Genomic DNA, 25,207 nt, shown 5'->3' on the forward strand with positions numbered 1-25,207 from the left:
GATTGCTCCGCAAGCCCGGCCTCGCCATGGGCGCGATACCGCGCGATCAACTTGTGACCACAGGTTCGGCCAATCCCGAAACGACGACAAAGCGCACTGACATTGCTGCCATCCTGCACCGCAAAACGCACAAACTCCAACTTCCCATCCATCACGCTGGTGTTCCCAAATGACATCGCGAACCTCCCGGCGCAAAGCACGCCAAACTGTTCGCGATGTCCTCGCACACCTGTTCGCGATGTCTCCGGTCCAAACACCCCCTTGCGGGGGAGATGCCCGGCAGGGCAGAGGGGGGTGTGAAGGATCGCCAGCCTACGGAATGACGGAAGGCCGTTCAGCCCTTCGACTGTTGGATCAGCCCATAGAGATTGGTGCAGCGGGCGCCGGAGCGGCAATAGGCGAAGACCGGGCCGTCGAGTTCGTCGAGCGCTTCGGCCTGATCCCCGACATTCTCGGCGGTGATCTGGCCGCTGATGACGGGGATGTAACGGAAGGCAAGCCCTGCGGCTTCGACCGCTGCCTTGACGGTGTCGGCAGAAGGCTGGCCGGGCTGTTCGTCATCGGGCCGGTTGCAGATGACGCTCTTGAAGCCGGCTTCCTTGATGGCGGCGACGTCCTCAGGCTGGATCTGGCCCGAAACCGAATAGTCCTCGCTGATTTCGCGGTATTCCATGGCAGCATCCTCGCAAACTGGTCAGGCGGCAGTCTTGCCACTCCCCGACATGGGCGGCAATCCATACCGAAGGAATTCTCTGCCAAATAGACACTGCGTGCCGGAAAATCCAACCGGGCCGATGCGGCCCGGCTGGACAATCCTTCATACTCAGCTGCCGAGAATGGCGCCTTTGATCTGACGGATGTTGTTGTGCATCATGTCGATATAGGTCGCAGCCGGGCCGTCGGGCTGCGACAGCGCATCCGAATAGAGCGTGCCGCCGACCTTGATGCCGGTTTCGCTGGCGATCTGTTCGATCAGGCGCGGGTTGGTGATGTTCTCGACGAAGATCGCAGCCGCCTTGTCCTGCTTCACCTGATTGACCAGTTTGGCGACGTCTGCGGCGGATGGCTCGGAGTCGGTCGAGATGCCTTGCGGGGCGAGGAAGGTCAGGCCATACGCGTGTTCGAAATAGCCGAAGGCGTCATGCGAGGTGATGACGACGCGCTTGCTCTCCGGGATCGAGGCAATCGCAGTTTTCACTTCACCTTCGACCGCGTCGAGCTTCCTCGTGTAGGCGGCGGCATTGGTCTGGTAGCTGACGCAGCCGTCCGCATCCGCCGCGCAGAAAGCCTCGGCGATGTTCTTCACGTAGATCCTGGCGTTGGCGACCGACTGGAAGGCGTGCGGATCGGTGACCGTCTTGCCGCCGCCGGTGCCGGCACCTTCGGCCGCGTCGGCGTCGGCGAATTCAGGCTTGAAATCGATCGGCGTCACGCCCTTGGTCAAGGTAATGATAGACGCCTTGGTGGCGCTGGCATCGACCAGCCGCTGCAGGAAACCTTCGAAATGCAGGCCGTTGACCAGCACGATGTCGGCCTTGGCCATGGCCACAGCATCGGCCGGGCTCGGCTCGTAGACATGGGCGTCGCCATCCGGCCCGACAATGGTGGTGACGTCGATGCGGTCGCCGCCGACATTTTTGGCGAAATCGGCAATGACGGTGAAGCTGGCGACCACTTTCAGCGGTGCCGCCAAGGCCGACGATGCGCCAAAGGCGGTTAATGTTATAACGCTCATAGCCAAGGCGGCATAGATCGATTTCAGCATAGACGGGTCTCCTTCTAGGGGCGGGATCAGGCCGTTCTGTGACGGTGATGGATGATGCGCGCGCGCAGAATGCCGCGCGTGCCAAACAGGATCGAGGCGAAATAGACGACGCCGGCCGACAGGATGATGGCCGGGCCGGACGGCAGTGACGCGTGATAGGACAAAAGCAGCCCGGCGACGCAGGACGCGAAGCCGATCAGCACCGCCAGCACGCACATCGGCTCGACGCGAACTGTCCAGAAGCGGGCGGCTGCGGCCGGCAGCATCATCAGCCCAACCGACAGAAGCGTGCCGAGTGCCTGGAAGCCGCCGACAAGGTTGAGCACGACAAGGCCGAGGAAGATGAAATGCACCGGACTGCCGAGCCGGCTGACCGAGCGCAGGAACAGCGGGTCGAGGCATTCGGCGACCAGCGCCCGCCAGAAGATGGCGAGGCTGACCAGCGTCACCGCGACGATGCCGCCGATCAGCGTCAGGGCCTCATCGTTGAGCGCCAGCACGGTGCCGAACAGCACGTGCATGAGATCGACGCTGGAACCGCGGATTGACACCATCAGCACGCCGATGGCGAGCGAAATCAGATAGAACGCCGCCATCGAAGCGTCCTCGCGCTGGATGGTGAAGCGCGAGACGGCGCCGGCGCCGAGCGCGACGATGACGCCGGCGATCAGGCCGCCGATGGTCATCGGCAGGATCTCCAGCCCATAGAACAGGAAGCCGGCGGCCGCGCCGGGCAGGATGGCGTGCGCCATCGCGTCGCCCGACAGGCTCATGCGCCGCAGCATCAGGAAGACGCCGATAGGGCAGGCGCCGAGCGACAGCATCAGCGAACCGATCAAAGCCCGCTGCATGAAGCCGAAATCGGCGAAGGGCGCGATGACAAGGCCGTAAAGCATGTCCATCAGGCAGCCCTCGGTCCGACGCCGTGTCGATGGTCATGGTGATCGGGGCCATGGTCATCGTGACCATGAGCGTCCTCGCCCGGCTCGCACCAGGGCGCATTTTCTTCCCAGGCCTCGTGAAAGCGGCGGGCGCGCAACAGGTTTTCCGGCTTCAGCGTTTCCCTGGTTTCGCCCCAGGCGATCGGCTGGCGGGCGAGAAGCAGCGTTTCGGGGAAATTCTGCCGCACCAGGTCCAGATCGTGCACGACAACCATGATGGTGCGTTCCTCGCCATGCCAGTGCTTGATTAGGGCAATGAGGTCGCCGACCGTCTTGGCGTCGACGGCATTGAAGGGTTCGTCGAGCAGGATGAGGTCGGCGTCCTGCAGCAGGACACGCGCAAACAGCGTGCGCTGCAACTGGCCGCCCGACAGCGTGTCGATCGGCCGCTTCTCGAAACCGCCGAGGCCAACCGCCATCAGCGCCTTGCTGACGTCTTCGCGATCTTCCCTGGTGTAGCGGCCAAGCAGGCCGCGCCGTGGCCACAGGCCGAGCGAAACCAGATCCACCACCCGTGCCGGAAAGGAGCGGTCGAGCTCCGATTGCTGCGGCAGATAGGCGGCACGTACACCGGGCGCGCGGATAACCTCGCCGGCCATTGGCTTCAGGACGCCGACAATGCCTTTCATCAGCGTCGATTTGCCGGAGCCGTTGGCGCCGACCACAGCGGTCAGCGAGCCCTTGCGGATGGTGCCGTCGAGATGATGGATCGCCGGGTGGCTGCCGTAGCCAAGCGTCAGGTCGCGGAATGTCAGGCAGGTATTTGTCATTCTGCGATCCGTAGGCGGCGAAATCCGGCTGCTGGCAGCGGCCGATTGGATATGTGATGTTATTACATTAGTCAACAAGCCAATCCGGCGCAATTGCGGCCGCAGGGTTAACTTGCCGTGTTTGCACATCCATATGCCATTGGCCCAAGGGGATTCGACCTGACGATCTTGCCCGAAGCCGGCGGCGACTCTAAAGAAGCGCAACCGCCACAGGAAGGAACCATCCAATGAGCATTCGTCGCATCGATGTCGGCCCGCGCATGAGCCAGATCGTCATTCACGGAGATACCGTCTATCTGGCCGGCCAGGTCGGCCAGCCAACCGGCAACGTCGCATCGCAGACCAAGGATATCCTGGCAGCTATCGACGAACTGCTGGCCAAGGCCGGTTCCGACAAGACCAAGATCCTGCAGGCGATCATCTGGCTGGCCGACATGAGCACCTTTGCCGAGATGAACGCTGAGTGGGACAAGTGGGTGCCGCAAGGCAACACGCCGGCCCGCGCCACCGGCGAAGCAAAGCTCGCCACCCCGGATTATCTGGTCGAGATTATTATTACCGCGGCGATTTGATCGGCGGCCTTCTACCTCCCCCTTGTGGGGAGGTCGGACCGAAGGTCCGGGTGGGGGTCGGCGCCGCTGCCCTCCGCTATGGCTCCGGGCGTTCGGTGTTCGAAAAGCCAAATCGTTGGCTTTTCGCCAGCCTGCGGCTGGACACGCCTCACCCCTGCGACGGCCTGAACCTTGCCACCAGCGTGTGGCTCTCGGCTGCGTAGGTAAAGCGTACATGGGTGACCGGATGTTCGGCGCTCCATGTCCGCCGCTCGACCACCAGGCAAGGCGCACCGGTTTCTATGTCGAGTGCCGCGGCGATATGCCTGTCGGCTGCGACAGCGCGAATCCGGTGCTCGGCTTCGCTCCACGGCACGCGGCCGATCAGCCATGGCCCTGGTGCGATGGCCACGAATTCCTCGTCCGCTGCCTCGGGCACGGCGGTGAGGTTGATCAGCCGCTGTTCATGCGCGAACGGCCGCTCGCCGGCGAAATGCCCGCATTCCAGCGCCAGAACCGGTCCGGCCAAGCCCAATTCCAGCGAGGCGCGGTCCCCGGCGCTGCTGCGCCTTTTGTGTCGCATCACGCGCTCGTAGCGATAGGGCAGACCGAGCGCTTCGACCTCGATGCGGATATCGTGGATTTCCAGCACCGCCGCTTGCGACTGCGGCCGGCGCACAAAGCTGCCTGAGCGGCGGCGGCGTTCGATCAGCCCGGCCTTGGCAAGCTGTGACAGCGCCTTGTTCACCGTCATGCGCGAGCAATTGTATTGCACGCTCAATTCGTGCTCGAACGGGATGCGATGGCCGGGCGCCCAGGCCCCGGACGTGATCTTCTCGCTAATGTCGGTCAGGATGCGCTGGTGCAGCGAGCCGCCACCTTCCGCTACCACTGTGTCGGCCATGCTCATGCCGAAAGCGCCGTCATCACGCTGCGAAACCGCCCGGCGATGGCCTCTCGCTTCACATGCCTGCCGCCGCTGACCTGTTTGAGCCCATGCACCCAGACGCAGTCGACCTTGCTGCCATTGGCGAAGATCCAGGCGTCGAGAATTGCGTCGCCGGTCTTGCCGGCCAGCGAGGGATTTTTGGGATCGAGCGAGACGAGATCGGCCGAGGCGCCGGCGGCGATCGCGGAAGCACCGGCGCCAAGCGCGACGCTGCCACCGTCGAGTGCGGCGTCGAACAGCGCGCGGCCAGTCGAGCCGCCGGCGACCGCCAGCACATTACGGGCGCGGCGGGCGAGGCGCTGCGAATATTCGAGCTGGCGCAACTCGTCCGGGAGGCCGATGAGCACGTTGGAATCGGAGCCGACCCCGAAGCGGCCGCCATGGTCTCTGAACAGTGGCGCTGCAAAAGTGCCGTCGCCGAGATTGGCCTCGGTGATCGGGCAAAGGCCGGCGATGGCGCCACTCCTGGCCATGGCAACGGTTTCAGCATCGGTCATGTGCGTGGCGTGGATCAGGCACCAGCGCTTGTCGACCTTGGCATGCCCAAGCAGAAATTCGACCGGCCGCGCGCCCGACCAGGCAAGGCAATCCTCGACCTCTTTCACCTGCTCGGCAATGTGGATGTGGATAGGCCCATCCGGTGCTATGGCAGTCACCTCAATCAGTTCTTCCGGTGTCGCGGCGCGCAAACTGTGCGGAGCGACGCCGACGACAGCCTGATTCAGTGCACGAACCGATTCGCGGCATTTCTCAACAAGCCGCGAGAACCGATTCACATCGTTGATGAATCGCCGCTGGCCTTCGTTTGGCACGGCACCGCCGAAAGACGAGTGCGCATAAAACACCGGCAACAGCGTCAGGCCGATGCCCGTCTCGCCGGCCGCGGCCGCAATGCGTTCGGCCATCTCGGCGAGGTTGGCATAGGGTTTTCCATCGCGGTCGTGATGCAGATAGTGAAATTCGCCGACGCGGGAAAAACCGGCCTCCAGCAACTCGACATAGAGCTGCGCTGCAACCGCCTCGACCTGATTGGGCGTCATCGACAGGGCGAAGCGGTACATCACCTCTCGCCAGCTCCAGAAACTGTCGGCGGAGGGGCCGCGAAGCTCGGCAAGGCCGGCCATGCCGCGCTGGAAGGCGTGGCTGTGCAAATTGGGCATGCCGGGCAACAGGATCGCGTGGCGTTCGTCGTCGGCTGTCGCAGCGGCACCAGGCTGAACGGCTGTAATGCGTCCCCCGGCCAGGGTGATCCGCACATTATCGCGCCAGCCATTGGGAAGGAGCGCCTGTTCCGCAAAGATTGCTGCCACTTTTCTCTCCGGTTCTCTGTCTCTCATGCGATGATGGCACTTGCAGTGCGTTTCGATATGTATATACATAATCGTTATCGATTGAAACGGAAAAGATGATGGCTGGACAGAGCAAAAGCCGGGCAGGGGATCTTCGTCTGTGGCGCAATGCGCGGCTCGCGACCATGGCCGAAGGGTCTGCCGGACTTGGCATCGTCGAACACGGCGCGGTCGCTTCGCGTGACGGCCGCATTGTCTATGCCGGCCCCGAGTCGGAGCTGCCCCCAACACTTGCCCAGGGCGTCGAGACGATCGATTGCGAGGGCCGCTGGATCACACCCGGCCTGATCGACTGCCACACCCATCTGGTCCATGCCGGCAACCGCGCCAACGAATTCGAGATGCGGCTGGCCGGCTCCACCTATGAAGAGGTCGCCCGGGCCGGCGGCGGCATTGTCTCCTCGGTCAAGTCGCTGCGCGCCGCCAGCGAAGACGAACTGGTCACTCAATCGCTGCCGCGCCTCGATGCGCTGATCGCCGAAGGCGTGACCACCGTCGAGATCAAGTCCGGCTATGGCCTCGACCTCGAAAACGAGAAGAAGTCGCTGCGTGCCGCCCGCCAACTGGGCGAGCAACGGCCGGTGACGATCCGCACGACCTTCCTCGGCGCTCACGCGCTGCCGCCGGAAGCCAAGGGCGACAAGGACGCTTTTATCGATCTGGTCGCCAATGAGATTCTTCCTTCGGTTGCCGCCGAGGGGCTGGCCGATGCCGTCGACGGTTTCTGCGAGGGCATCGCCTTTTCGCCGGAACAGATGGCGCGCGTCTTCGATGCGGCCAAAGCGGCCGGCCTGCCGGTCAAGCTCCATGCCGACCAGCTGTCCAACCTGCATGGCGCCGAACTCGCCGCCCGCTATGGTGCGCTGTCGGCCGATCATCTCGAATACACCGATGAGGCAGGTGCGGCGGCGATGGCCAAGGCCGGAACCGTGGCGACGATCCTGCCCGGCGCCTATTATTTCATTCGCGAAACCAAGAAGCCGCCGATCGGCCTGTTTCGCCAGCACGGCGTCAAGATGGCTGTCGCCACCGATAACAACCCCGGCACCTCGCCGCTGACCTCGCTGCTTCTGACCATGAACATGGCCGCGACCCTGTTCGGCCTGACCGTCGATGAATGCCTTGCCGGCGTCACCCGCGAGGCGGCCCGCGCGCTTGGTTTGCTGGGAGAAATCGGCACGCTGGAAGCCGGAAAATCCGCCGACCTGGCGATCTGGGACATCGAGCGCCCCGCCGAACTCGTCTACCGCATGGGCTTCAACCCGCTGCATGCCCGCATCTGGAGAGGACAATGACCGAACTGACCCTGAAGCCCGGCAATGCGACGCTGGCCGACTGGCACGCCATCTATCGTGGCGCCGTGCCCAAGCTGGACAACGCCTGCCGGCCAAAGATCAAGGCGAGCGCCGAGGCCGTCGCCAGGATCGTCGCCAAGGGCGAACCGGTCTATGGCATCAACACCGGTTTCGGCAAACTGGCCAGCGTCCGCATCCCGGCCGAGGATCTCGAGACCTTGCAGCGCAACATCGTTCTGTCGCACGCCGCCGGCGTCGGCGAGCCGATGCCGGTTGCTGTCTGCAGGCTGATGATGGCGCTGAAGCTCGCCAGCCTGGCGCAGGGCGCGTCCGGCGTGAGGCCGCAAACCATCGAATTGCTGGAAGCAATGCTGGCCAACGACGTCATCCCGGTGGTGCCGGCGCAGGGTTCGGTCGGCGCCTCCGGGGACCTTGCCCCGCTGTCGCACATGACGGCGGTGATGATCGGCGTCGGCGAATGTTTTACCCCGCATGGCCGTTTCCCGGCCAAGGTCGCCTTCGTCTCACATGGACTGGAGCCGGTGACACTGGGCGCCAAGGAAGGCCTGGCGCTGCTCAACGGCACCCAGTTTTCGACCGCCTATGCGCTGGCCGCCTTGTTCGAGGCCGAAGTGCTCTATCAATCGGCGCTGGTCGCTGGTGCCCTATCGACCGACGCGGCAAAAGGTTCTGACGCCCCCTTCGATCCGCGCATCCATGTGCTGAGAAAGCATCCCGGCCAGATCGAGACGGCCGACGCCCTGCGCAATCTGATGGCCGGCAGCGCCATCCGTGAATCGCATCGGGTTGGCGACGAACGCGTGCAGGATCCCTATTGCCTGCGCTGCCAGCCGCAGGTCATGGGCGCCGCACTCACCGTGCTGCGCCAGGCGGCCGACACGCTGGGCACCGAAGCCAATGGCGTCACCGACAATCCGCTGATCTTCGCCGAGGATGACACCGCGCTTTCCGGCGGCAATTTTCACGCCGAACCGGTGGCCTTCGCCGCCGACATGATCGCGCTCGCGGTCTGCGAGATCGGCTCGCTGTCGGAACGCCGCATTGCCATGCTTGTCGATCCGGCACTTTCGGGCATGCCGGCCTTCCTGACGCCGAAGCCCGGTCTGAACTCCGGCTTCATGATCCCGCAGGTGACGGCGGCGGCGCTTGTCTCGGAAAACAAGCAGAAAGCCTATCCGGCCAGCGTCGATTCGATTCCCACATCGGCCAACCAGGAAGACCATGTTTCGATGGCCGCGCACGGTGCGCGCCGGCTGATCGGCATGGTCGAGAACGCCACCGCGGTGATCGGCATCGAACTGCTGGCCGCGGCCCAAGGCTGCGATTTCCATGCGCCGCTGGCCTCGAGTGACGCTCTGGAGGCAGTGCGCAAGCTGGTCCGGGCCGAAGTGCCACATCTCGACAATGACCGCCATTTCCACCCCGATATGGAAAAAGCCATCGCCATGGTGCGCAGCGGTGCGGCCATCGAGGCCGCCGGCGGCGTGGCTCTGCCGTCGATTTCCGGAGCGATGTGATGGCAAGCGCGCCCTGGCTGACGGTCACGCCCGGCACAGCCCCGTTGCTGGTGTCGCTACCGCACACCGGCATCGACCTGGCCGGCCTTGAGAATCGGCTGGTCTCGCCCTGGCTCGGCCGCCGCGATTGCGATTGGTGGATCGACAATCTCTATGACTTTGCCGCCGGCCTCGGGGCGACGGTGGTGCACACCGCGATCTCGCGCACCGTCATCGACGTCAACCGCGATCCCTCCGGCGCCTCGCTTTACCCCGGCCAGGCGACGACCGGCCTTTGCCCGACCGAGACTTTCGATGGCGATCCGCTCTATCGCGAGGGCGAAGAACCGGGGCCGTCGGAGATCGACGAGCGTCGCGAGAAATTCTTCGTGCCCTACCATGCCGCCCTGCAGGTCGAGATCGACCGGTTGCGTGGCTTGCACGAAAAGATCGTCCTCTATGACTGCCACTCGATCCGTTCAGTGCTGCCGCGCCTGTTTGAAGGCACGCTGCCGGTTTTCAATCTCGGCACCAATGACGGTAGGAGCGCCGATCCGACGCTGCAGGCGATGGTCGGCCAGATCATGGCCGAAACCGGTGAAACCTCTGTCATCAACGGCCGCTTCAAAGGCGGCTGGATCACACGCCATTTCGGCCAGCCGCAGCAAGGTGTGCATGCGCTGCAGATGGAACTCTCCAACCGCGGCTATATGCGCGAGCCCGATGGCAAGGGTACGCCGGACAATTGGCCGGTGCCTTACGATGCAGAGTTCGCAGCACCGATCCGCGCCACCCTGCGGAAAATCCTCGAGACCGCGACATCCTGGGCGCGCGTCTGACATCAGGTCCTTTATGGAGTGACGCCATGAACAATCCTCGCCACAACATCCGCGAAGTCCGCAGCCCGCGCGGCACCGAAATCAGCGCGCGCTCCTGGCTGACGGAAGCGCCGCTGCGCATGCTGATGAACAATCTCGACCCGGATGTTGCAGAAAATCCCAACGAGCTGGTCGTCTATGGCGGCATCGGCCGGGCGGCGCGCACCTGGAACGACTTTGACCGCATCGTCGCCTCCCTGAGGACGCTGGCCGATGACGAGACTTTGCTGGTCCAGTCCGGCAAGCCGGTCGGCGTGTTCCGCACCCATCCCGACGCCCCACGCGTGCTGATCGCCAATTCCAATTTGGTGCCGCACTGGGCGAATTGGGAAAAGTTCAACGAGCTCGATAAGAAGGGCTTGATGATGTACGGCCAGATGACGGCCGGCTCGTGGATCTACATCGGCACGCAAGGCATCGTGCAGGGCACCTACGAGACCTTCGTCGAGGCCGGCCGCCAGCACTATGGCGGCAATCTCCGGGGAAAATGGATCCTGACCGGCGGTCTCGGCGGCATGGGTGGCGCCCAGCCGCTCGCCGCCGTCATGGCCGGCGCCTGCTGCCTGGCGATCGAATGCAATCCGGACTCGATCGATTTCCGCCTGCGCACCCGCTACGTCGACGAGCGCGCCGACACGCTCGACGAGGCGCTGGAAAAGATCGAACGCTGGACCAAGGCCGGCGAGGCGAAGTCGGTCGGCCTGCTTGGCAATACGGCCGACATCGTGCCGGAGATGTTCAGGCGTGGCATTCGCCCCGATATGGTCACCGACCAGACCTCGGCGCATGATCCCATCAACGGCTACCTGCCGAAGGGCTGGACGATGGCCGAGTGGCGCGAGAAGCGCGTCAGCGACCCCAAGGCGGTCGAGAAGGCAGCCCGCGCCTCCATGCGCGAACATGTCGAGGCGATGGTGGCGCTCTGGAACGCTGGGGTGCCGACGCTCGACTACGGCAACAACATCCGCCAGGTGGCCAAGGAGGAGGGGTTCGAGAACGCTTTCGCCTTCCCCGGTTTCGTGCCGGCCTATATCCGTCCGCTGTTTTGCCGTGGCATCGGGCCGTTCCGCTGGGCAGCTCTGTCGGGCGATCCGGAAGATATCTACAAGACCGATGCCAAGGTGCGCGAACTGACACCTGGCAACACCCACCTCCACAACTGGTTGGACATGGCGCGCGAGCGCATCGCCTTCCAGGGTCTGCCGGCGCGCATCTGCTGGGTCGGCCTCGGCGACCGGCATCGGCTCGGGCTCGCCTTCAACGAAATGGTGGCCAAGGGCGAGTTGAAGGCGCCTGTCGTCATCGGTCGCGATCACCTCGATTCCGGCTCGGTCGCCTCGCCGAACCGCGAAACGGAATCGATGAAGGACGGCTCGGACGCGGTATCCGACTGGCCGCTGCTCAACGCATTGCTCAACACGGCGTCCGGCGCCACCTGGGTGTCGCTGCACCATGGCGGCGGCGTCGGCATGGGTTTCTCGCAGCACGCCGGCATGGTGATCGTCGCCGACGGCACGCGCGAAGCGGCCAGGCGCCTGGAGCGGGTGCTTTGGAACGACCCGGCGACCGGTGTCATGCGCCACGCCGATGCCGGCTACGAGATCGCCGTCGAATGCGCCAAGGAGCACCAGCTCAATTTGCCCGGCATTCTCGGCTGATTGGCTGAGCCGATGCGCATCCTGCGGGCAGCCGAATACCGGTCGATGCCGTGGAAGAACGGCGGCGGCGTGACGACGGAAATCGCCGTTTCGCCTGGGGGTGCCGGGCTCGACGATTTCGACTGGCGCGTGTCGATGGCGCGCGTCGAATTGAGCGGTCCTTTCTCGCAATTTGCCGGGATCGATCGCACCCTTGCCGTGCTCGAAGGCGAGGGCATCGTCCTCGAGATCGCCGGCCACCCGCCGACATCCATAAACAGGACGACTGCCCTGTTTTCTTTCCCTGCCGACGTGCAGACCTCGGCCGCGCTGATCGGCGGACCGATCACTGATCTCAATGTCATGACCCGCCGAAGCCGGATGACGCATTCGGTCGAACGCCTGGTGATTTCGGCCCCCGTGGAAATCCGGACTGAAGCCGGCACAACGCTCATCCTGTGCTTGAACGGCGACGTCAGCGTGCCCGCCGCTGAACCGGTTCGCCTCGGACCGCTCGATACGCTGCGGTCCGGTCCGGTCAGCACCGGCCTGCTTGTCCAGCCCGCCCATGAGGCAACGCTGTTCGTGATCCGGATCTGCGCCGTCGCCGGCAACGATTAACGCTTGTTTCCAAACATGATCGCGGTACCGGCGAAATATAGCGTAAGCTGCTGGCGGCATCACGAAAAAGCCTGAATCCTCTCCGCCGATCTGGCTTGGTGGGAAGTAGGGTGCTTGTCTTTGAGTCTTGCTGAGAGATGACGCCCTGTCGCGGTGCGGAAACAAACTTTCGGCAAGTGGGGTTTATGCAACCAATTGCATTTGAACCGGTTTTAGGGCCATTGCCGTGGCGGTGACGCCGCTCAGTGCCCGCTTACGGAATTTTCAATGAATATTCAGACGAATCCTGCCCAAATCGAGAAGACAAGCGCAAGCTTCCCGGCCATTACCGAAGAGCCGATCCGTTCCAATTACCTGCCCGAAGAGCGCCTTCGGCTGCTTGGCGAAAGCCTGGCAAAAGGCGACCTCACGGACCTGTTCGGCCTGACGCCCTTTGATTTTCAGGCCCGTATCCGGGACAGCGCCAAGAAGATTTTGGAAGTTTACCGGTCGACCAATGCTGCGCAGGCGAGGGGCGAGACGATCACGCCGGCGGCACAATGGCTGCTCGACAACAATTACCTGGTCGAAGAGACCATTTTCCAGGTCAAGCGCGACCTGCCGCGCCGGTTCTATCGTCAGTTGCCGACGCTGAAACTGCCTGACAACGGCACTGTGCCGCGCGCGCTGGCGCTGGCCTGGACCTATGTGGCGCATTCGGACAGTTCCGTTTCGGCGACGATGTTCAAGTCCATCGTCCAGGGTTTCCAGTCGGTCGAGCCGCTGAAGATCGGCGAACTCTGGGCGCTGCCTTCGCTGTTGCGCTTCGTCCTGATCGAAAATCTCCGCCGGCTGGCCGTCAGGGTCAATCGCACCCGCCAGATGCGCCAGATCGCCAACGATGTGGCCGACAAGGTCCTGGCCACCGACGACAGCGCCGACCGGCAGTCGATCCTGTCCAACTTCAGCGCCCACGCGCAGGACACCACCTTCGCCACCCAGCTGCTCTATCGCTTGCGCGATGGATCGCAGAATGCCGGCAAGGCTCTGGAATGGCTGGAAGGCGAGCTCGAAAAGACCGGCTCCGATGCCGAGGAAATCATCATTTCCGAACATCACACGCTGTCCAGCGGCAATGTGACAACGGGCAACATCATCCGCGGCCTGCGCCTCATCAACGACGTCGACTGGACGGTGTGGTTCGAAGGCGTCAGCCGCATCGACACCGTGCTGCGCGAGCGCACCGATTTCGCCGCGCTCGACTTTTTTTCGCGCGATCAGTACCGGACCGCGATCGAGGAATTGGCGCGCCGCTCGAACCTTTCGGAATATCGCGTTGCCGAGAAGGCCATCGAGCTGGCCGGCCACGCTGCTAGTGATGGCGATGGCGACGTCGTTTTAACCGGGTCCGCCCACACCGATGTCGGCTTCTTTCTCGTCGGCCCACGCCGGCTAGAGCTGGAGAAGGCGATCGGCTACCGGCCCACCATCAGCCAGACGGTCAAGCGTGCCTTCCGCAAGACCGGGTGGCTCGGCATCGTCGTACCCGTGTTTGCGCTGACGGCCCTGCTTCTCGTCCTCTCCGGCAACGCGCTTGCCAATCTCGGCCTGTCGGTGCCCTCGATCGTCCTCATGCTGGCGCTTTTTGCCGTGCCGGCCAGCGAGGGCGCGCTCGCCTTCTTCAACACGGTCGTATCGCTGTTCCTGAAACCGACGCGCCTCGTCGGCTACGATTACCGACACGGCGTGCCGCCCGAGGCGCGCACGTTGGTGGTGGTGCCGTCGCTGATCGGCTCGCGCGACGATGTCGAGGAAAACATCCGCAACATCGAGGTGCATCATCTCGCCAACACGGCCGATGAAATCCATTTCGCGCTGCTGTCGGACTGGCCAGACTCGAAGACCGAGATCGATGCGGCGGACACCGAAATCCTCGAATTCGCCCGTACCGAAATCGCCCGTCTCAACGCCCGCTATCCCTCCGAAGGCGCGCCGCGTTTCTACATCCTGCACCGGCGCCGGCTCTTCAACGCGGCGCAAGGGGCCTGGATGGGCTGGGAGCGCAAGCGCGGCAAGCTGCACGAGCTCGATCTTCTGCTGCGCGGCGACAGCGACACCACGTTCCTGCCGCTCGACGTGCCACTGCCGGAGAACGTCGTCCATGTGATGACGCTCGATGCCGACACGCGCACCACCCGTGACGCGGTCGCCACCCTCGTGGGCAAGCTCTGCCACCCGCTCAACCGGCCGCATTTCGATGCCAGCAAGCGCGTCGTCACGGCCGGCTATGCGATCCTGCAGCCGCGCATCACCGCGTCGCTGACATCAGGCGACGATGCGTCGTTCTTCCAGCGGGTGTTTTCGGCAAATCGCGGCCTCGACCCTTATGTCTTTGCCGTGTCCGATCTCTATCAGGACGTCTTCGGCGACGGGTCCTTCACCGGCAAGGGCCTCTATCATGTCGACGCCTTCGAGGCCGCGCTGCAGGGCCGCATCGAGGAAAACACCATCCTCAGCCACGATCTGCTGGAAGGCGCGCTCGCGCGCGCGGCGCTGGTCACCGACGTCGAACTGGTCGAGGACTATCCGACCCGATATTCGGTCGACGCCTCGCGCCACCATCGCTGGGCGCGCGGCGACTGGCAGCTGCTCGGCTTCATGCTCGATCCGCGCTCCGGCGTGCCGGCGCTGTCGCGCTGGAAGATGATCGACAATCTGCGCCGCTCGCTGACGCCGATCTTCTGGGTGATGGCGGCGATCGCCGGCTGGACGCTGCTGCCCTTCACGCAGGCCGCGCAATGGCAGGCCCTGCTGATCCTCAGCCTGTTCATGGCGCCGACATTCGACATCGTCAACGCCATCCTGCCCAAGAGCGGCGACCAGACGCCGCGCGGCCATTTCTCGGCCCTGGCGCGCGACGTCGCTTTCGGCACCGCTATGGTGGCGCTGAAAATCGTGCTGATGGCGCACAACGCCTGGATGATGGGCGATGCCATCGTGCGTACCCTCTACCGGCTGTTCGTCAGCCGCCAGAACCTTTTGGAATGGCGCACCGCCTCGCAGGCGCATAAGGCGGGCGACAACGATGTCGGGTCGTATTACGGCATGATGTATGGCGCCGTGATCATCGGCTTCGTCGGCCTTGCCATTCCGGTGCTGGCCGATTCGACCGGCGCCTTCGTCGCCTTCTTCTTCGCCCTGTTCTGGATTGGCTCGCCGGCCATCGCCAGCTGGATCAGCCGTTCGGCTGAAACCGAGGATCGGCTGCGCATATCGCAGGCCGACATCCACACGTTGCGCACGGTGGCGCGGCGCACGTGGCACTATTTCGAAAGCTTCGTGACGGCAGAACACCACCATCTGCCGCCCGATAATTTCCAGGAAAGCCCGGCGCCGGTGGTGGCGCCACGCACCTCGCCGACCAATATCGGCGTCTACCTGCTGTCCGTCGTCTCCGCCCGCGACTTCGGCTGGATCAGCCTGTCCGACGCCATCACCCGCATCGACGCCACCATGGCGACGATCGAGGGCATGCCGCGTGAGCGCGGTCACCTCTTCAACTGGTACGACACGACGACACTGAAGCCGCTCTATCCGCTTTACATCTCGGCTGTCGACAGCGGCAATCTCGCTGGCCATCTGGTGGCGGTGGCGGCGGCCTGCGCCGAATGGGCCGAAGCGCCCTCCGTCCATCTCCAGGGCGATTTCGAAGGCATTCTCGACACGGTCACCATCCTCAGCGAAAGCCTCGATGATTTGCCCGACGACCGCCGTCAGTTGCGCCCGCTGCGCCAGCGTCTCGCGGACCGTCTCGACGGCATGCGGCGCGCTGTCGACACCATCAAGGCGCAGCCCGAAATGGCGTCGATCCGCACCATCAACCTGGCTGTGCTGGCCGGCGAGATCCGCAAATTGGCCACCGCCATCCATACCGAGGCCGTGTCGCCCCAGAGCGACGTCATCGTCGACTGGGCGGCAAGGCTGGAAGCCACCTGCGAAGCGCACGTCCATGACGCGCACAGCGACGACAATGCCGTCGAGGCGCTGCGTGCCAAGCTGCTCACCTTGCGCGAGCGCACGCGCCGCTACGCCTTCGAGATGGATTTCTCCTTCCTGATGCGGCCGGAGCGCAAGCTGTTGTCGATCGGTTACCGGGTCGAGGAGCACCAGCTCGACGAAAGCTGCTACGACCTTCTGGCTTCCGAAGCGCGGCTGACCAGCCTGTTCGCCATCGCCAAGGGCGACCTGCCGACCGAGCACTGGTTCCGGCTTGGCCGGCCGATCGTCGAAATCGGTTTCCAGGGCGCCCTGATGTCCTGGTCCGGCTCGATGTTCGAATACCTGATGCCGCCGCTGGTGATGAAGGAGCCGCAGGGCTCGATCCTCAACCAGACCAGCAAGCTGATCATCAAGCGCCAGATCCAGTACGGCCGCCAGAAGAACGTGCCGTGGGGCATTTCGGAGGCCGCCTACAATGCGCGCGACCGCGAACTGACCTACCAATACACCAATTTCGGCGTTCCAGGTCTCGGGCTGAAGCGCGGCCTTGGCCAGAACACGGTGATCGCGCCTTACGCCACCATACTGGCGGCCCAGTTCAATCCGCGTGAAGCCGTGCTGAATCTCGCCCGATTGCGGGAGATCGGGGCGCTCGGCCGCCACGGTTACTACGATGCCGTCGATTTCACGCCGCAGCGCGTGCCGGAAGGCACGGATCATGTCGTCGTCCAGAACTACATGGCCCACCATTCGGGCATGTCGATCGCGGCGGTTGCCGACGCCATCTTCGAAGGCCGCATGCGCGACCGCTTCCACAGCGACCCGGTCATCGAATCGGCCGAACTCTTGCTGCAGGAGAGGGCGCCGCGCGACATCCCGACCGCGACCGTCAGGACCGAGGCCGACGAACGCTCCAAGGACGAGACCGAAGTCGACAGCCCCGACACCCGCATCGTGCTCAATCCGCTGCAGTCGCTGCGGTCGACCAACGTCATGTCGAACGGCCGCTATTCGGTGATGGTCACCGCGACCGGCTCGGGCTACAGCCGCTGGGGCGATCTCTCCGTCACACGCTGGCAACCGGATCCGACCGAGGACCGGCTCGGCTCCTACATCTTCCTGCGTGACGCAGGCTCAGGTGACTGGTGGTCGGCTACAGCCGAACCGAAGCGCGCCGCCGAGGAAAAGGCGCAGACCTTGTTCTCCGACGACAAGGCGAGCTTCGTCAAATCGGTGGGCACGTTGCGCTCCGAGGTCGAATGCATCGTCATCTCGGAAGGCAATGGCGAGGGCCGTCGGGTCACGCTCTACAATGACGGTCCGTCCGACCGTCACATTGAAGTGACCTCCTTTGCCGAACTGGTGCTCGGCCTGGAGGCGTCCGACAACGCGCATCCGGCCTTCTCGAAGATGTTCGTGGAAACCGAAATCTCTGCGAACAACGCGGCGATCTTCGCCACGCGGCGCAAGCGCGAGACCAGCGAGCCCGATATCGCCATGGTGCATTTCGTCACCGATCCGTCCGGATCGGCGCGCGATGCCGAGGCCGAGACCGACAGGCGCGCCTTCATCGGCCGTGGCCGTACCATCGTCGACGCAGCCGCTTTCGACCCGGGCGCCAGGCTGGGCGGCCATTCAGGCTTTACGCTCGATCCCGTCGCGTCGCTGCGCCGCCAGGTGCGCGTGCCGGCCAACAAGAAGATATCGCTGACCTTCTGGACCGTCGTCGGCGCTGGCCGCACCGAGCTGGACGAAGCCATCGCCCGCCTCGACCATCCGGAGAGCTTTGCCCGCCAGGCCATGCTTGCCTGGACGCGCAGCCAGGTGCAGACCCGCCATATGGGCCTCAGCCTGACCGATGCCGCCAATGTGCAGAAGCTGGCGCGATACCTGATCTATCCGGATCCGTTCCTGCGTCTTCCCGCTGAATCCATCGCCACGGGGCTGGGCAAGCAGTCGAGCCTGTGGCCGACAAGCATTTCCGGCGATTTCCCGATCTTCCTGGTCAGGATCGGCGATGTCGCCGATCTCGAAATCGTTGCCCAGGCGCTGCGTTTCCAGGAATATATGCGCACCCGCGGCATGATGATCGACTTCGTCGTCGTCAACGAGCAGGCGTCCTCCTATGTCCAGGACCTGCAACGGGCGGTCGAGACGCTGTGCGAAAACAGCCGCCTGCGCGGCAAGGAGCTCGGACCGCGCCAGCACATTTTCGCGGTGCGCCGCGACCTCATGGACGAGACCACCTACAAGACGCTGCTCGCTGTCGCCCGGGTGGTCCTGCACACGCGCAACGGCACTATCTTCGACCAGATCGAGCGCGCCGAGGCCGCGGCTCTGCAGGCGCGGGACGCCCTGGCAGCATTGCCGATTCCGCGTGAATTGCCGTCGCCGACACCCACGACGCATGCTCCTGCCTCGCAGGCGGTGGCAAATGTCAGCGCCGATGGCAGCGGGCTCAGCCAGTGGAACGGCTTTGGCGGTTTCGACGGCGACGGGCGGCACTATGTCGTGCGCCTGGCCGGCCGGCGCACGACGCCGCAGCCGTGGATCAACGTCGTCTCCAACGCCTCGTTCGGCTTCCATACCTCGGCCGAGGGCGCCGCCTTCACCTGGAGCCGAAACAGCCGCGACTACCAGTTGACGCCGTGGTCGAATGATCCGGTCTCGAACCGGCCGGGCGAGGGCTTCTATATCTACGATCAGGCGAGCGGCAAGGCATTCTCGCCGCTCGCCGCCATGGTGCGCGATCCCTCGATGACCTACGAGGCCTGGCATGGCCAGGGTTTCTCGACCTTCCGCTCGAAGCGCGGACCATTGTCGATGGATCTCACCCATGTCGTCGATCCGGTCGATCCGCTGAAGATCTCACGGCTGCGCATCCAGAATTCCGGCTCGGTGCCGGCGCGGCTGCGTGTCTATGCCTATGCCGAATGGGTGCTCGGCGGGCACCGGTCGCGCACGGCGGCAACCATCGTCCCGTCGCGGGATGCCGCCAGCGGCGCGCTGCTGGCACAAAACCCCTACGGGCTGGATTTCGGCGAGCGCGTTGCTTTCCTCGCGGCCGACGGTGGCGTCCATTCGGTGACAACAGACCGATCGGAGTTCCTGGGCCGGCATGGTTCCAGCGAGCTACCCCAGGCGGTGCTGAGTGGTGCGGCGCTGTCTGGCCGTGTCGAGGCTGGTGACGATCCGTGCGCGGCGATTGCCCGCGATGTCGAGATTCCGGCTGGCGGCGACGTGACGCTGCTCTGGCTGCTCGGCGACGCCGAGTCCGCCGAGGAGGCTAGCGCGCTGGTGCAAGAGCACCGGGTCAAGGATTTCGACCAGCGGCTGGCCGACAATGAGCGCGAATGGCGCGGCTTTCTCGACACCATCCAGGTCGAGACGCCTGACAAGGCGCTCGACGCCATGGTCAATCACTGGCTGCCCTATCAGAGCCTGGCCTGCCGCATCCGTGCCCGCTCCGCCTTCTATCAGGCCAGCGGTGCCTTCGGCTTCCGCGACCAGTTGCAGGATACGCTGGCGCTGCTGGCGCATGACCCGCAACTGGCGCGCGACCAAATCCTCAACGCGGCGCGGCGGCAGTTCCCCGAAGGCGACGTGCAGCACTGGTGGCTGCCGCGCACGGGTGCTGGCGTGCGTACGTTGATCTCCGACGACGTGGTCTGGCTTGCCCACGCCACGGCGCGCTATTTGCTGGTCACCGGCGATGCCACCATCCTGAAGGAGCAATTGGCCTTCATCGATGGACAGCCGCTGGGCGAGGGCGAGCACGATGCCTTCTTCACCCCGGAAATCTCGAAGAAGACAGCGTCGCTCTACGACCATTGCGCGCGTGCGCTCGATCTCGCCATCAAGCGCAGCAGCCCCGCGGGCCTGCCGCTGATCCTCGGCGGCGACTGGAACGACGGCATGAATCGCGTTGGCGAGCAGGGCAAGGGCGAGAGCGTCTGGCTCGGCTGGTTCCTGCTGAAGACGCTGGGCGACTTCGCCCCCGTCGCCAAGGCCGAGGGCGACGCCAAGCGAGCACAGGCCTGGGCAAAGCATGCCGATGTTCTGAAGCGGGCGCTTGAGAGCACCGCATGGGACGGCGAATGGTACCGGCGCGGCAGTTTCGACGACGGCACCCCTTTGGGGTCTCGCAACTCGCAGGAGTGCAAGATCGACTCGATCGCCCAGTCCTGGAGCGTGCTTTCGGGAGAGGGCGATCCGGCACGGTCGACGACCGCGATGGAGCAAGCAACGAAGCTGCTCGTCGACGACAAGCTGAAGATCGTCAAGCTGTTCACGCCGCCCTTCTCGAAGACGGAGAAGGACCCGGGTTACATCAAGAGCTATCCGCCCGGTGTGCGCGAGAATGGCGGCCAGTACACCCATGCCGCCACATGGTTCGTCATCGCGCTTGCCGAGATGGGACAGGTCGACGAGGCCTATCGCTGTTTCTCGATGCTGAACCCCGTCAACCATGCGACCGACGAGGCCACGGCCGAGCACTATCGTGTCGAGCCCTATGTCGTGGCGGCCGATATCTATGCCGGCGACGACAATGCCGGCAACGGCAAGGGCGGCCGTGGGGGCTGGACCTGGTACACCGGCTCTGCCGGCTGGCTCTACAGGGCTGCGGTCGAGGGCATTCTGGGCATCGAACGGCGCGGCAAACGTGTCCAGTTCAAGCCGAAGCTGCCGAGCCACTGGAATGGGTACTCGGCAAATCTCAAAATGCTGGGAGCGGAACTCAGGGTTCGCGTCATCCGCGACAATAAGGCCAAGGCCGTGTCGCTGGAGGTGAATGGGACAAAGACCAAGGTTTCGGCAGTCGAACTGAAGGACGGCGAAGTTGCCGAGGTGGTCATCCGGATCCCGGCTTAATGCAATGTTGCTCAAAAACTATGCGCTCGAGCCTGGGATCCGGGGCGCGACTTTTGCCGCCACGGCGGGATGAGAGGCCGTCCCGCCTGGCGTTGCCGCCTGCCGATTGAAGGACATGCCACCGAGGAGTGCATGAAATCAAAGGCTTGAGGCGTCCGACAGGGGCGCCACGAGCAGTGAGAGTTTGGCCTCCCTTCACCTGGAAGGGCGCCCTGCAGCTTTGTTTCGCTCTATACTTCGCAAAAGGCGATTGCGGCCTTAGTCATCCGCCCGACATTGTTGCTGATTAAAATTATGGCAGCACCTGCCAACTGCCATGATTTCGCCGCATGCCTGACATTTTACCTGTCTTCTCAAACCGTTAGGTGATCACGGCAGATTTCGGAACGTCGCCATCTTTTGTTCGCTCTAAGGGAACTGAAGGGGTACACGGCCATTGTTTTGCGACGTATCAACCGGTACGAATAAAATGATGCAGTGCACAATAAACAGCGTGGCGGAGTAACTGGGGTGACCCTTCTGCAAATCTACTGGCGAGCTCTCGGTTATCTGGCCGCGGACAGGAAACGCGTTGCGTTGATCTGTTCGGCCAACGTGGCTCTCGCCATCGTAGCGCTTCTCGAGCCGATTATGTTCGGTCGCGTCATCGGCGCCATCGCCGAGCGTGGCTCTGTCTTCACCACGCTGGTCATGTGGGCCGGTCTCGGCGCCTTCAACATCGTTGCTTTCGTCATGGTGGCGCGCGGCGCTGACCGCTTCGCCCATGCTCGGCGCAGCGAAGTGCTGTGCCAGTCCTTCGAGCGTGTGATCACCATGCCGCTCGCCTGGCACCATCAGCACGGCACCTCCAATGCGCTGCACACGATGCTGCGCGCCGTCGAAACCCTGTTCAGCCTTTGGCTCGAATTCATGCGCCAGCATCTGTCCACGGCTGTCGCCCTCGTGCTGCTGGTTCCGACCGCGATCAGCATGGACCTGCGCATGTCGCTGGTGCTGCTTGGCCTCGGGCTGCTTTATGTCGGCATCGGCCGGATGGTCATGCGCCGCACCAAGGCGGGCCAGGCTGCGGTCGAGCGTCACTACCACAAGGTGTTCGCGCATGTGACCGACTCGGTCAGCAACGTTGCGGTGCTGCAGAGCTACAATCGCCTTGGCCACGAGGCCGATACGCTGCGCCGCTACGTCAAGAACCTGCTCGACGCGCAGAACCCCGTGCTCGACTGGTGGGCGCTGGCCAATGCCTTGCACCGTCTGTCATCGGCAATCTCGATGCTGATCGTGTTGTCGATCGGCTCCTATCTCGTCACTCATGGTCAGTTGGGTGTCGGCGACGTCATTGCCTTCACCGGTTTTGCCACGATGCTGATCGCTCGCCTCGACCAGATGTCGGCTTTCGCGAACCAGATTTCGGAGGCCCGTGCCAAACTTGAGGATTTCTACCACCTCGAGGACTCCGCGGCTGATGCCGCCGAGCCGGACGGCTTGCGCGATCTTGCCAACGTCACCGGCCATGTCCGCTTCGAGAATGTCGGCTTTGAGTTCGCCAATTCCGGCCAAGGCATCGACGACGTGTCCTTCGAGGTGCAGGCGGGCCAGACCGTCGCCATCGTAGGCCCGACGGGCGCCGGCAAGACCACGCTCATCAACCTGCTGCAGCGTGTCTTCTCGCCGTCCCATGGCCGTATCCTGATCGACGGCATCGACACCCGCACCGTGACCCGCAAGTCGGTGCGCCATTCGATCGCCACCGTATTCCAGGATGCCGGCCTGCTCAACCGCTCGATCGAGGACAACATCCGTGTTGGCCGCGCCGATGCAAGCAATGACGAGATCCATGCCGCCGCCAATGCGGCTGCCGCACAGGACTTCATCCTGTCCAAGAGCAATGGCTACGACACGGTGGTTGGCGAACGTGGCGGCCAGCTTTCGGGCGGCGAGCGTCAGCGCATCGCCATTGCCCGCGCCGTGCTGAAGGACGCACCGATCCTGGTGCTCGACGAGGCGACCAGCGCGCTCGACGTCGAGACCGAGGACCGCGTCAAGGAAGCGATCGACGAGTTGCGCCGCGACCGCACGACCTTCATCATCGCCCACCGCCTGACCACCGTTCGCGACGCCGATCTGGTCGTGTTCATGGACAAGGGCAGGGTGGTCGAGATGGGCGGCTTCACCGAGCTGTCGCTGCGCAATGGCCGCTTTGCCAGCCTGCTGCGCGCCGGCGGCCTGCTCAACGACGAGGAGGTTCGCCGCCTCAGCCGCACCGTGCTGCAACAGCAGGAAGCAGCCGCCTGAGCTTCTTTCTCCGACCTCCCCTTGTGGGAGGTCGGACCATAGGTCCAGGTGAGAGTACAGGCACGACCGCCCCAATTGCGTCTGCGACACCACCGCTCGATTGCCCCGAACGCCGTGGCGGTTTATGTAGAACCGCATGAGCGACACGACTTCACGCCTGACCGGCTGGATGGATCTCGCCAACCCGACGCGCTTCGTCGGGCTGGCGGACAAGGTCGTGCCATGGCTGGCCACGATCGCCACACTCATCCTCGCCGTCGGGCTCTATATGAGCTTCGCCGCGCCTGAGGATTTCCAGCAGGGCATAACCGTCCGCATCATGTACATCCACGTGCCTTTCGCCTGGCTGGCCATGATGTGCTACACGCTGATGGCGGTCTCGGCGCTGGGCACGCTTGTCTGGCGGCACCCGCTGGCAGATGTCGCGCTGAAATCCGCAGCGCCCATCGGCGCCGTCTTCACCGCGCTGGCGCTGATCACCGGTTCGATCTGGGGCAAGCCGATGTGGGGCACCTGGTGGGTCTGGGATGCCCGGCTGACCTCGGTCTTCGTGCTGTTCCTGATGTATCTCGGCATCATCGCGCTGACCCGCGCGCTCGACGATGCCAGCCGCGCCGCCTGGGCCGCCGCCATCATCACGCTGGTCGGCTTCATCAACATCCCGATCATCAAGTTCTCGGTCGACTGGTGGAACACGCTGCATCAGCCGGCTTCGGTGTTCCGCATGGGCGGTTCGACCATCGACTCCAGCCTGCTATGGCCGCTTCTGGTGATGGCGCTCGGCTTTACCGTGCTGTTCTTCGCGCTGCACCTGATGGCGATGCGCACCGAAATCCGCCGCCGCAGGGTGATTGTCATGCGCAGGGTTGCGGCACGGCAGGCCGACAAGCGCGATTTGACGATGCGCTGATCTTGCCTCGGCGCCGAATGATGAGCGCGGCGGTCGTGATATGCCTCTAAGTGTTATTAGCAGTTTCTGCTATGTTGCTGCATTGCAACAGGGGTTTCCAAAGGGCCGGACTTTGGCCTGTTGTCCTTGACGTTGTCCTCCCCTCAAGCCAAGGTTTCTTGGGTTTACGTGTTGCGAGGGGATTCTGTCGTGAAATTACGTCTTTTGGCCGGTGCGTCGGTGATTGCCTTGGGTCTCGGCTGGAGTTCCGCACACGCGGCCGATGCGGTCGTCGATGTTCCGAGGGCCGAGGACCTCTGGTATGTCACGCTGTTTGGCGGTGCCAGCTTTCCCAATCATGTGAAAACGGATTTCTACGGCTACGGTTATTCGGTTGATCTTAAGACCGGGTTCGTGATCGGCGGCGCTGTCGGTCGGCGGATCAATGATACGTTCCGTGTCGAAGGCGAACTGTCCTATGCGCGCTACAAGGCAAGTGGGTATAGCTACAGCGGCCCCTTTGACGCGGATTCCGGTCCCGCTTCCGGCAATTTGTCGGCCACTTATCTTCTCGCCAATGTCTGGGCCGATGTCGCGCATTTCGGCGATGCCAAGCTCTATGTCGGCGGCGGCATCGGCGCCGCCTACGTTACCGCAGACACGACTTTCAACGGTAACGACTATGGCTATGGGTCTGGCGGCTGGGGCTTCGCTGGCCAGGTGGGCGCCGGTGTTACTTACGCCGTAACGCAGAATGTCGACCTCGACTTCGGCTACCGGTTCAAGGCCGTGACAAGCGTGGATCTAGAAGATAATGATGGCGGCGGCATATACGAGAATGCCAAGCTGTATTCCCACAATCTCCAGCTGGGCGTTACGCTGAAGTTCTGATTGGTTCGTCGT

General features: G+C 63.8%; 17 protein-coding genes. 10 read left to right on the forward strand and 7 right to left on the reverse strand.

Annotated features, from left to right (window positions below; translation table 11 throughout):
- From NKH97_RS22880 to aztA, 5 genes are all read right to left on the reverse strand, one after another.
- A partial coding sequence (locus tag NKH97_RS22880) for a helix-turn-helix domain-containing protein (RefSeq protein WP_352798874.1) occupies window positions 1-176 on the reverse strand: 176 nt, incomplete at its 3' end.
- A gap of 158 nt (window positions 177-334) precedes the next feature.
- Window positions 335-673: a protein tyrosine phosphatase family protein gene (locus tag NKH97_RS22885; protein WP_352629733.1), complete on the reverse strand. Its 339-nt coding sequence runs from the start codon at window positions 671-673 to the stop codon at window positions 335-337.
- A gap of 150 nt (window positions 674-823) precedes the next feature.
- Complete coding sequence (aztC, locus tag NKH97_RS22890) at window positions 824-1,765, reverse strand: zinc ABC transporter substrate-binding protein AztC (RefSeq protein ID WP_352611664.1); 942 nt, start codon at window positions 1,763-1,765, stop codon at window positions 824-826.
- A gap of 26 nt (window positions 1,766-1,791) precedes the next feature.
- Window positions 1,792-2,667, reverse strand: a complete 876-nt coding sequence (aztB, locus tag NKH97_RS22895; RefSeq protein WP_031212890.1) for a zinc ABC transporter permease AztB — start codon at window positions 2,665-2,667, stop codon at window positions 1,792-1,794.
- Window positions 2,667-3,476 carry a zinc ABC transporter ATP-binding protein AztA gene (aztA, locus tag NKH97_RS22900; protein ID WP_352611665.1) on the reverse strand — a complete coding sequence of 270 codons (810 nt, stop codon included), beginning with the start codon at window positions 3,474-3,476 and terminating at the stop codon, window positions 2,667-2,669. The genes aztB and aztA overlap by 1 nt, the downstream gene beginning before the upstream one ends.
- A 227-nt stretch (window positions 3,477-3,703) precedes the next feature.
- On the opposite strand from aztA, the gene NKH97_RS22905 reads away from it, so the two are divergent.
- Entirely contained in the window at window positions 3,704-4,048 is a 345-nt protein-coding gene (locus tag NKH97_RS22905; RefSeq protein ID WP_352611666.1) for a RidA family protein, read from the forward strand.
- A 148-nt stretch (window positions 4,049-4,196) separates the two neighbouring features.
- Here NKH97_RS22905 and hutC read toward each other — a convergent pair whose 3' ends face one another.
- Both hutC and NKH97_RS22915 read right to left on the reverse strand, forming a co-directional pair.
- The gene (gene hutC / locus NKH97_RS22910; protein WP_352611667.1) at window positions 4,197-4,937 is read right to left on the reverse strand and encodes a histidine utilization transcriptional repressor HutC; all 741 of its coding nucleotides are present in this window, start codon (window positions 4,935-4,937) and stop codon (window positions 4,197-4,199) included.
- Window positions 4,934-6,286, reverse strand: coding sequence for a formimidoylglutamate deiminase (locus NKH97_RS22915; RefSeq protein ID WP_352798842.1), 1,353 nt, complete (start codon window positions 6,284-6,286; stop codon window positions 4,934-4,936). The genes hutC and NKH97_RS22915 overlap by 4 nt, the downstream gene beginning before the upstream one ends.
- A gap of 98 nt (window positions 6,287-6,384) precedes the next feature.
- Here NKH97_RS22915 and hutI point away from each other — a divergent pair, with 98 nt between their 5' ends.
- The 9 genes from hutI to NKH97_RS22960 all read left to right on the forward strand — a co-directional run bounded on the left by hutI (window position 6,385) and on the right by NKH97_RS22960 (window position 25,195).
- On the forward strand, window positions 6,385-7,620 hold the full coding sequence (gene hutI / locus NKH97_RS22920; protein ID WP_352798843.1) for an imidazolonepropionase: 1,236 nt from the start codon (window positions 6,385-6,387) through the stop codon (window positions 7,618-7,620).
- The gene (gene hutH, locus NKH97_RS22925) at window positions 7,617-9,158 is read left to right on the forward strand and encodes a histidine ammonia-lyase (RefSeq protein WP_352798844.1); all 1,542 of its coding nucleotides are present in this window, start codon (window positions 7,617-7,619) and stop codon (window positions 9,156-9,158) included. The genes hutI and hutH overlap by 4 nt, the downstream gene beginning before the upstream one ends.
- The gene (gene hutG / locus NKH97_RS22930; RefSeq protein WP_023810175.1) at window positions 9,158-9,976 is read left to right on the forward strand and encodes an N-formylglutamate deformylase; all 819 of its coding nucleotides are present in this window, start codon (window positions 9,158-9,160) and stop codon (window positions 9,974-9,976) included. The genes hutH and hutG overlap by 1 nt, the downstream gene beginning before the upstream one ends.
- A gap of 26 nt (window positions 9,977-10,002) precedes the next feature.
- Window positions 10,003-11,673 carry a urocanate hydratase gene (gene hutU, locus NKH97_RS22935; RefSeq protein ID WP_352798845.1) on the forward strand — a complete coding sequence of 557 codons (1,671 nt, stop codon included), beginning with the start codon at window positions 10,003-10,005 and terminating at the stop codon, window positions 11,671-11,673.
- A 12-nt stretch (window positions 11,674-11,685) separates the two neighbouring features.
- A complete protein-coding gene (locus tag NKH97_RS22940) occupies window positions 11,686-12,273 on the forward strand; it encodes a HutD/Ves family protein (protein WP_352553972.1) in 588 nt (195 codons plus the stop codon).
- Window positions 12,274-12,540: 267 nt separating this feature from the next.
- Window positions 12,541-21,123 carry a glycoside hydrolase family 94 protein gene (locus NKH97_RS22945; protein WP_352798846.1) on the forward strand — a complete coding sequence of 2,861 codons (8,583 nt, stop codon included), beginning with the start codon at window positions 12,541-12,543 and terminating at the stop codon, window positions 21,121-21,123.
- A gap of 510 nt (window positions 21,124-21,633) precedes the next feature.
- A complete protein-coding gene (locus tag NKH97_RS22950; protein ID WP_352798847.1) occupies window positions 21,634-23,415 on the forward strand; it encodes a glucan ABC transporter ATP-binding protein/ permease in 1,782 nt (593 codons plus the stop codon).
- A 136-nt stretch (window positions 23,416-23,551) separates the two neighbouring features.
- Window positions 23,552-24,325 (forward strand): heme ABC transporter permease, encoded by a 774-nt coding sequence (locus tag NKH97_RS22955; RefSeq protein ID WP_352798848.1) that lies wholly within the window; start codon window positions 23,552-23,554, stop codon window positions 24,323-24,325.
- Between the two features lie 120 nt (window positions 24,326-24,445).
- The gene (locus NKH97_RS22960; RefSeq protein ID WP_352798849.1) at window positions 24,446-25,195 is read left to right on the forward strand and encodes an outer membrane protein; all 750 of its coding nucleotides are present in this window, start codon (window positions 24,446-24,448) and stop codon (window positions 25,193-25,195) included.
- Window positions 25,196-25,207 lie beyond the last annotated feature (12 nt).

The sequence above is a fragment of the Mesorhizobium sp. M0870 genome, from assembly GCF_040319775.1.
Lineage (GTDB): Bacteria > Pseudomonadota > Alphaproteobacteria > Rhizobiales > Rhizobiaceae > Mesorhizobium.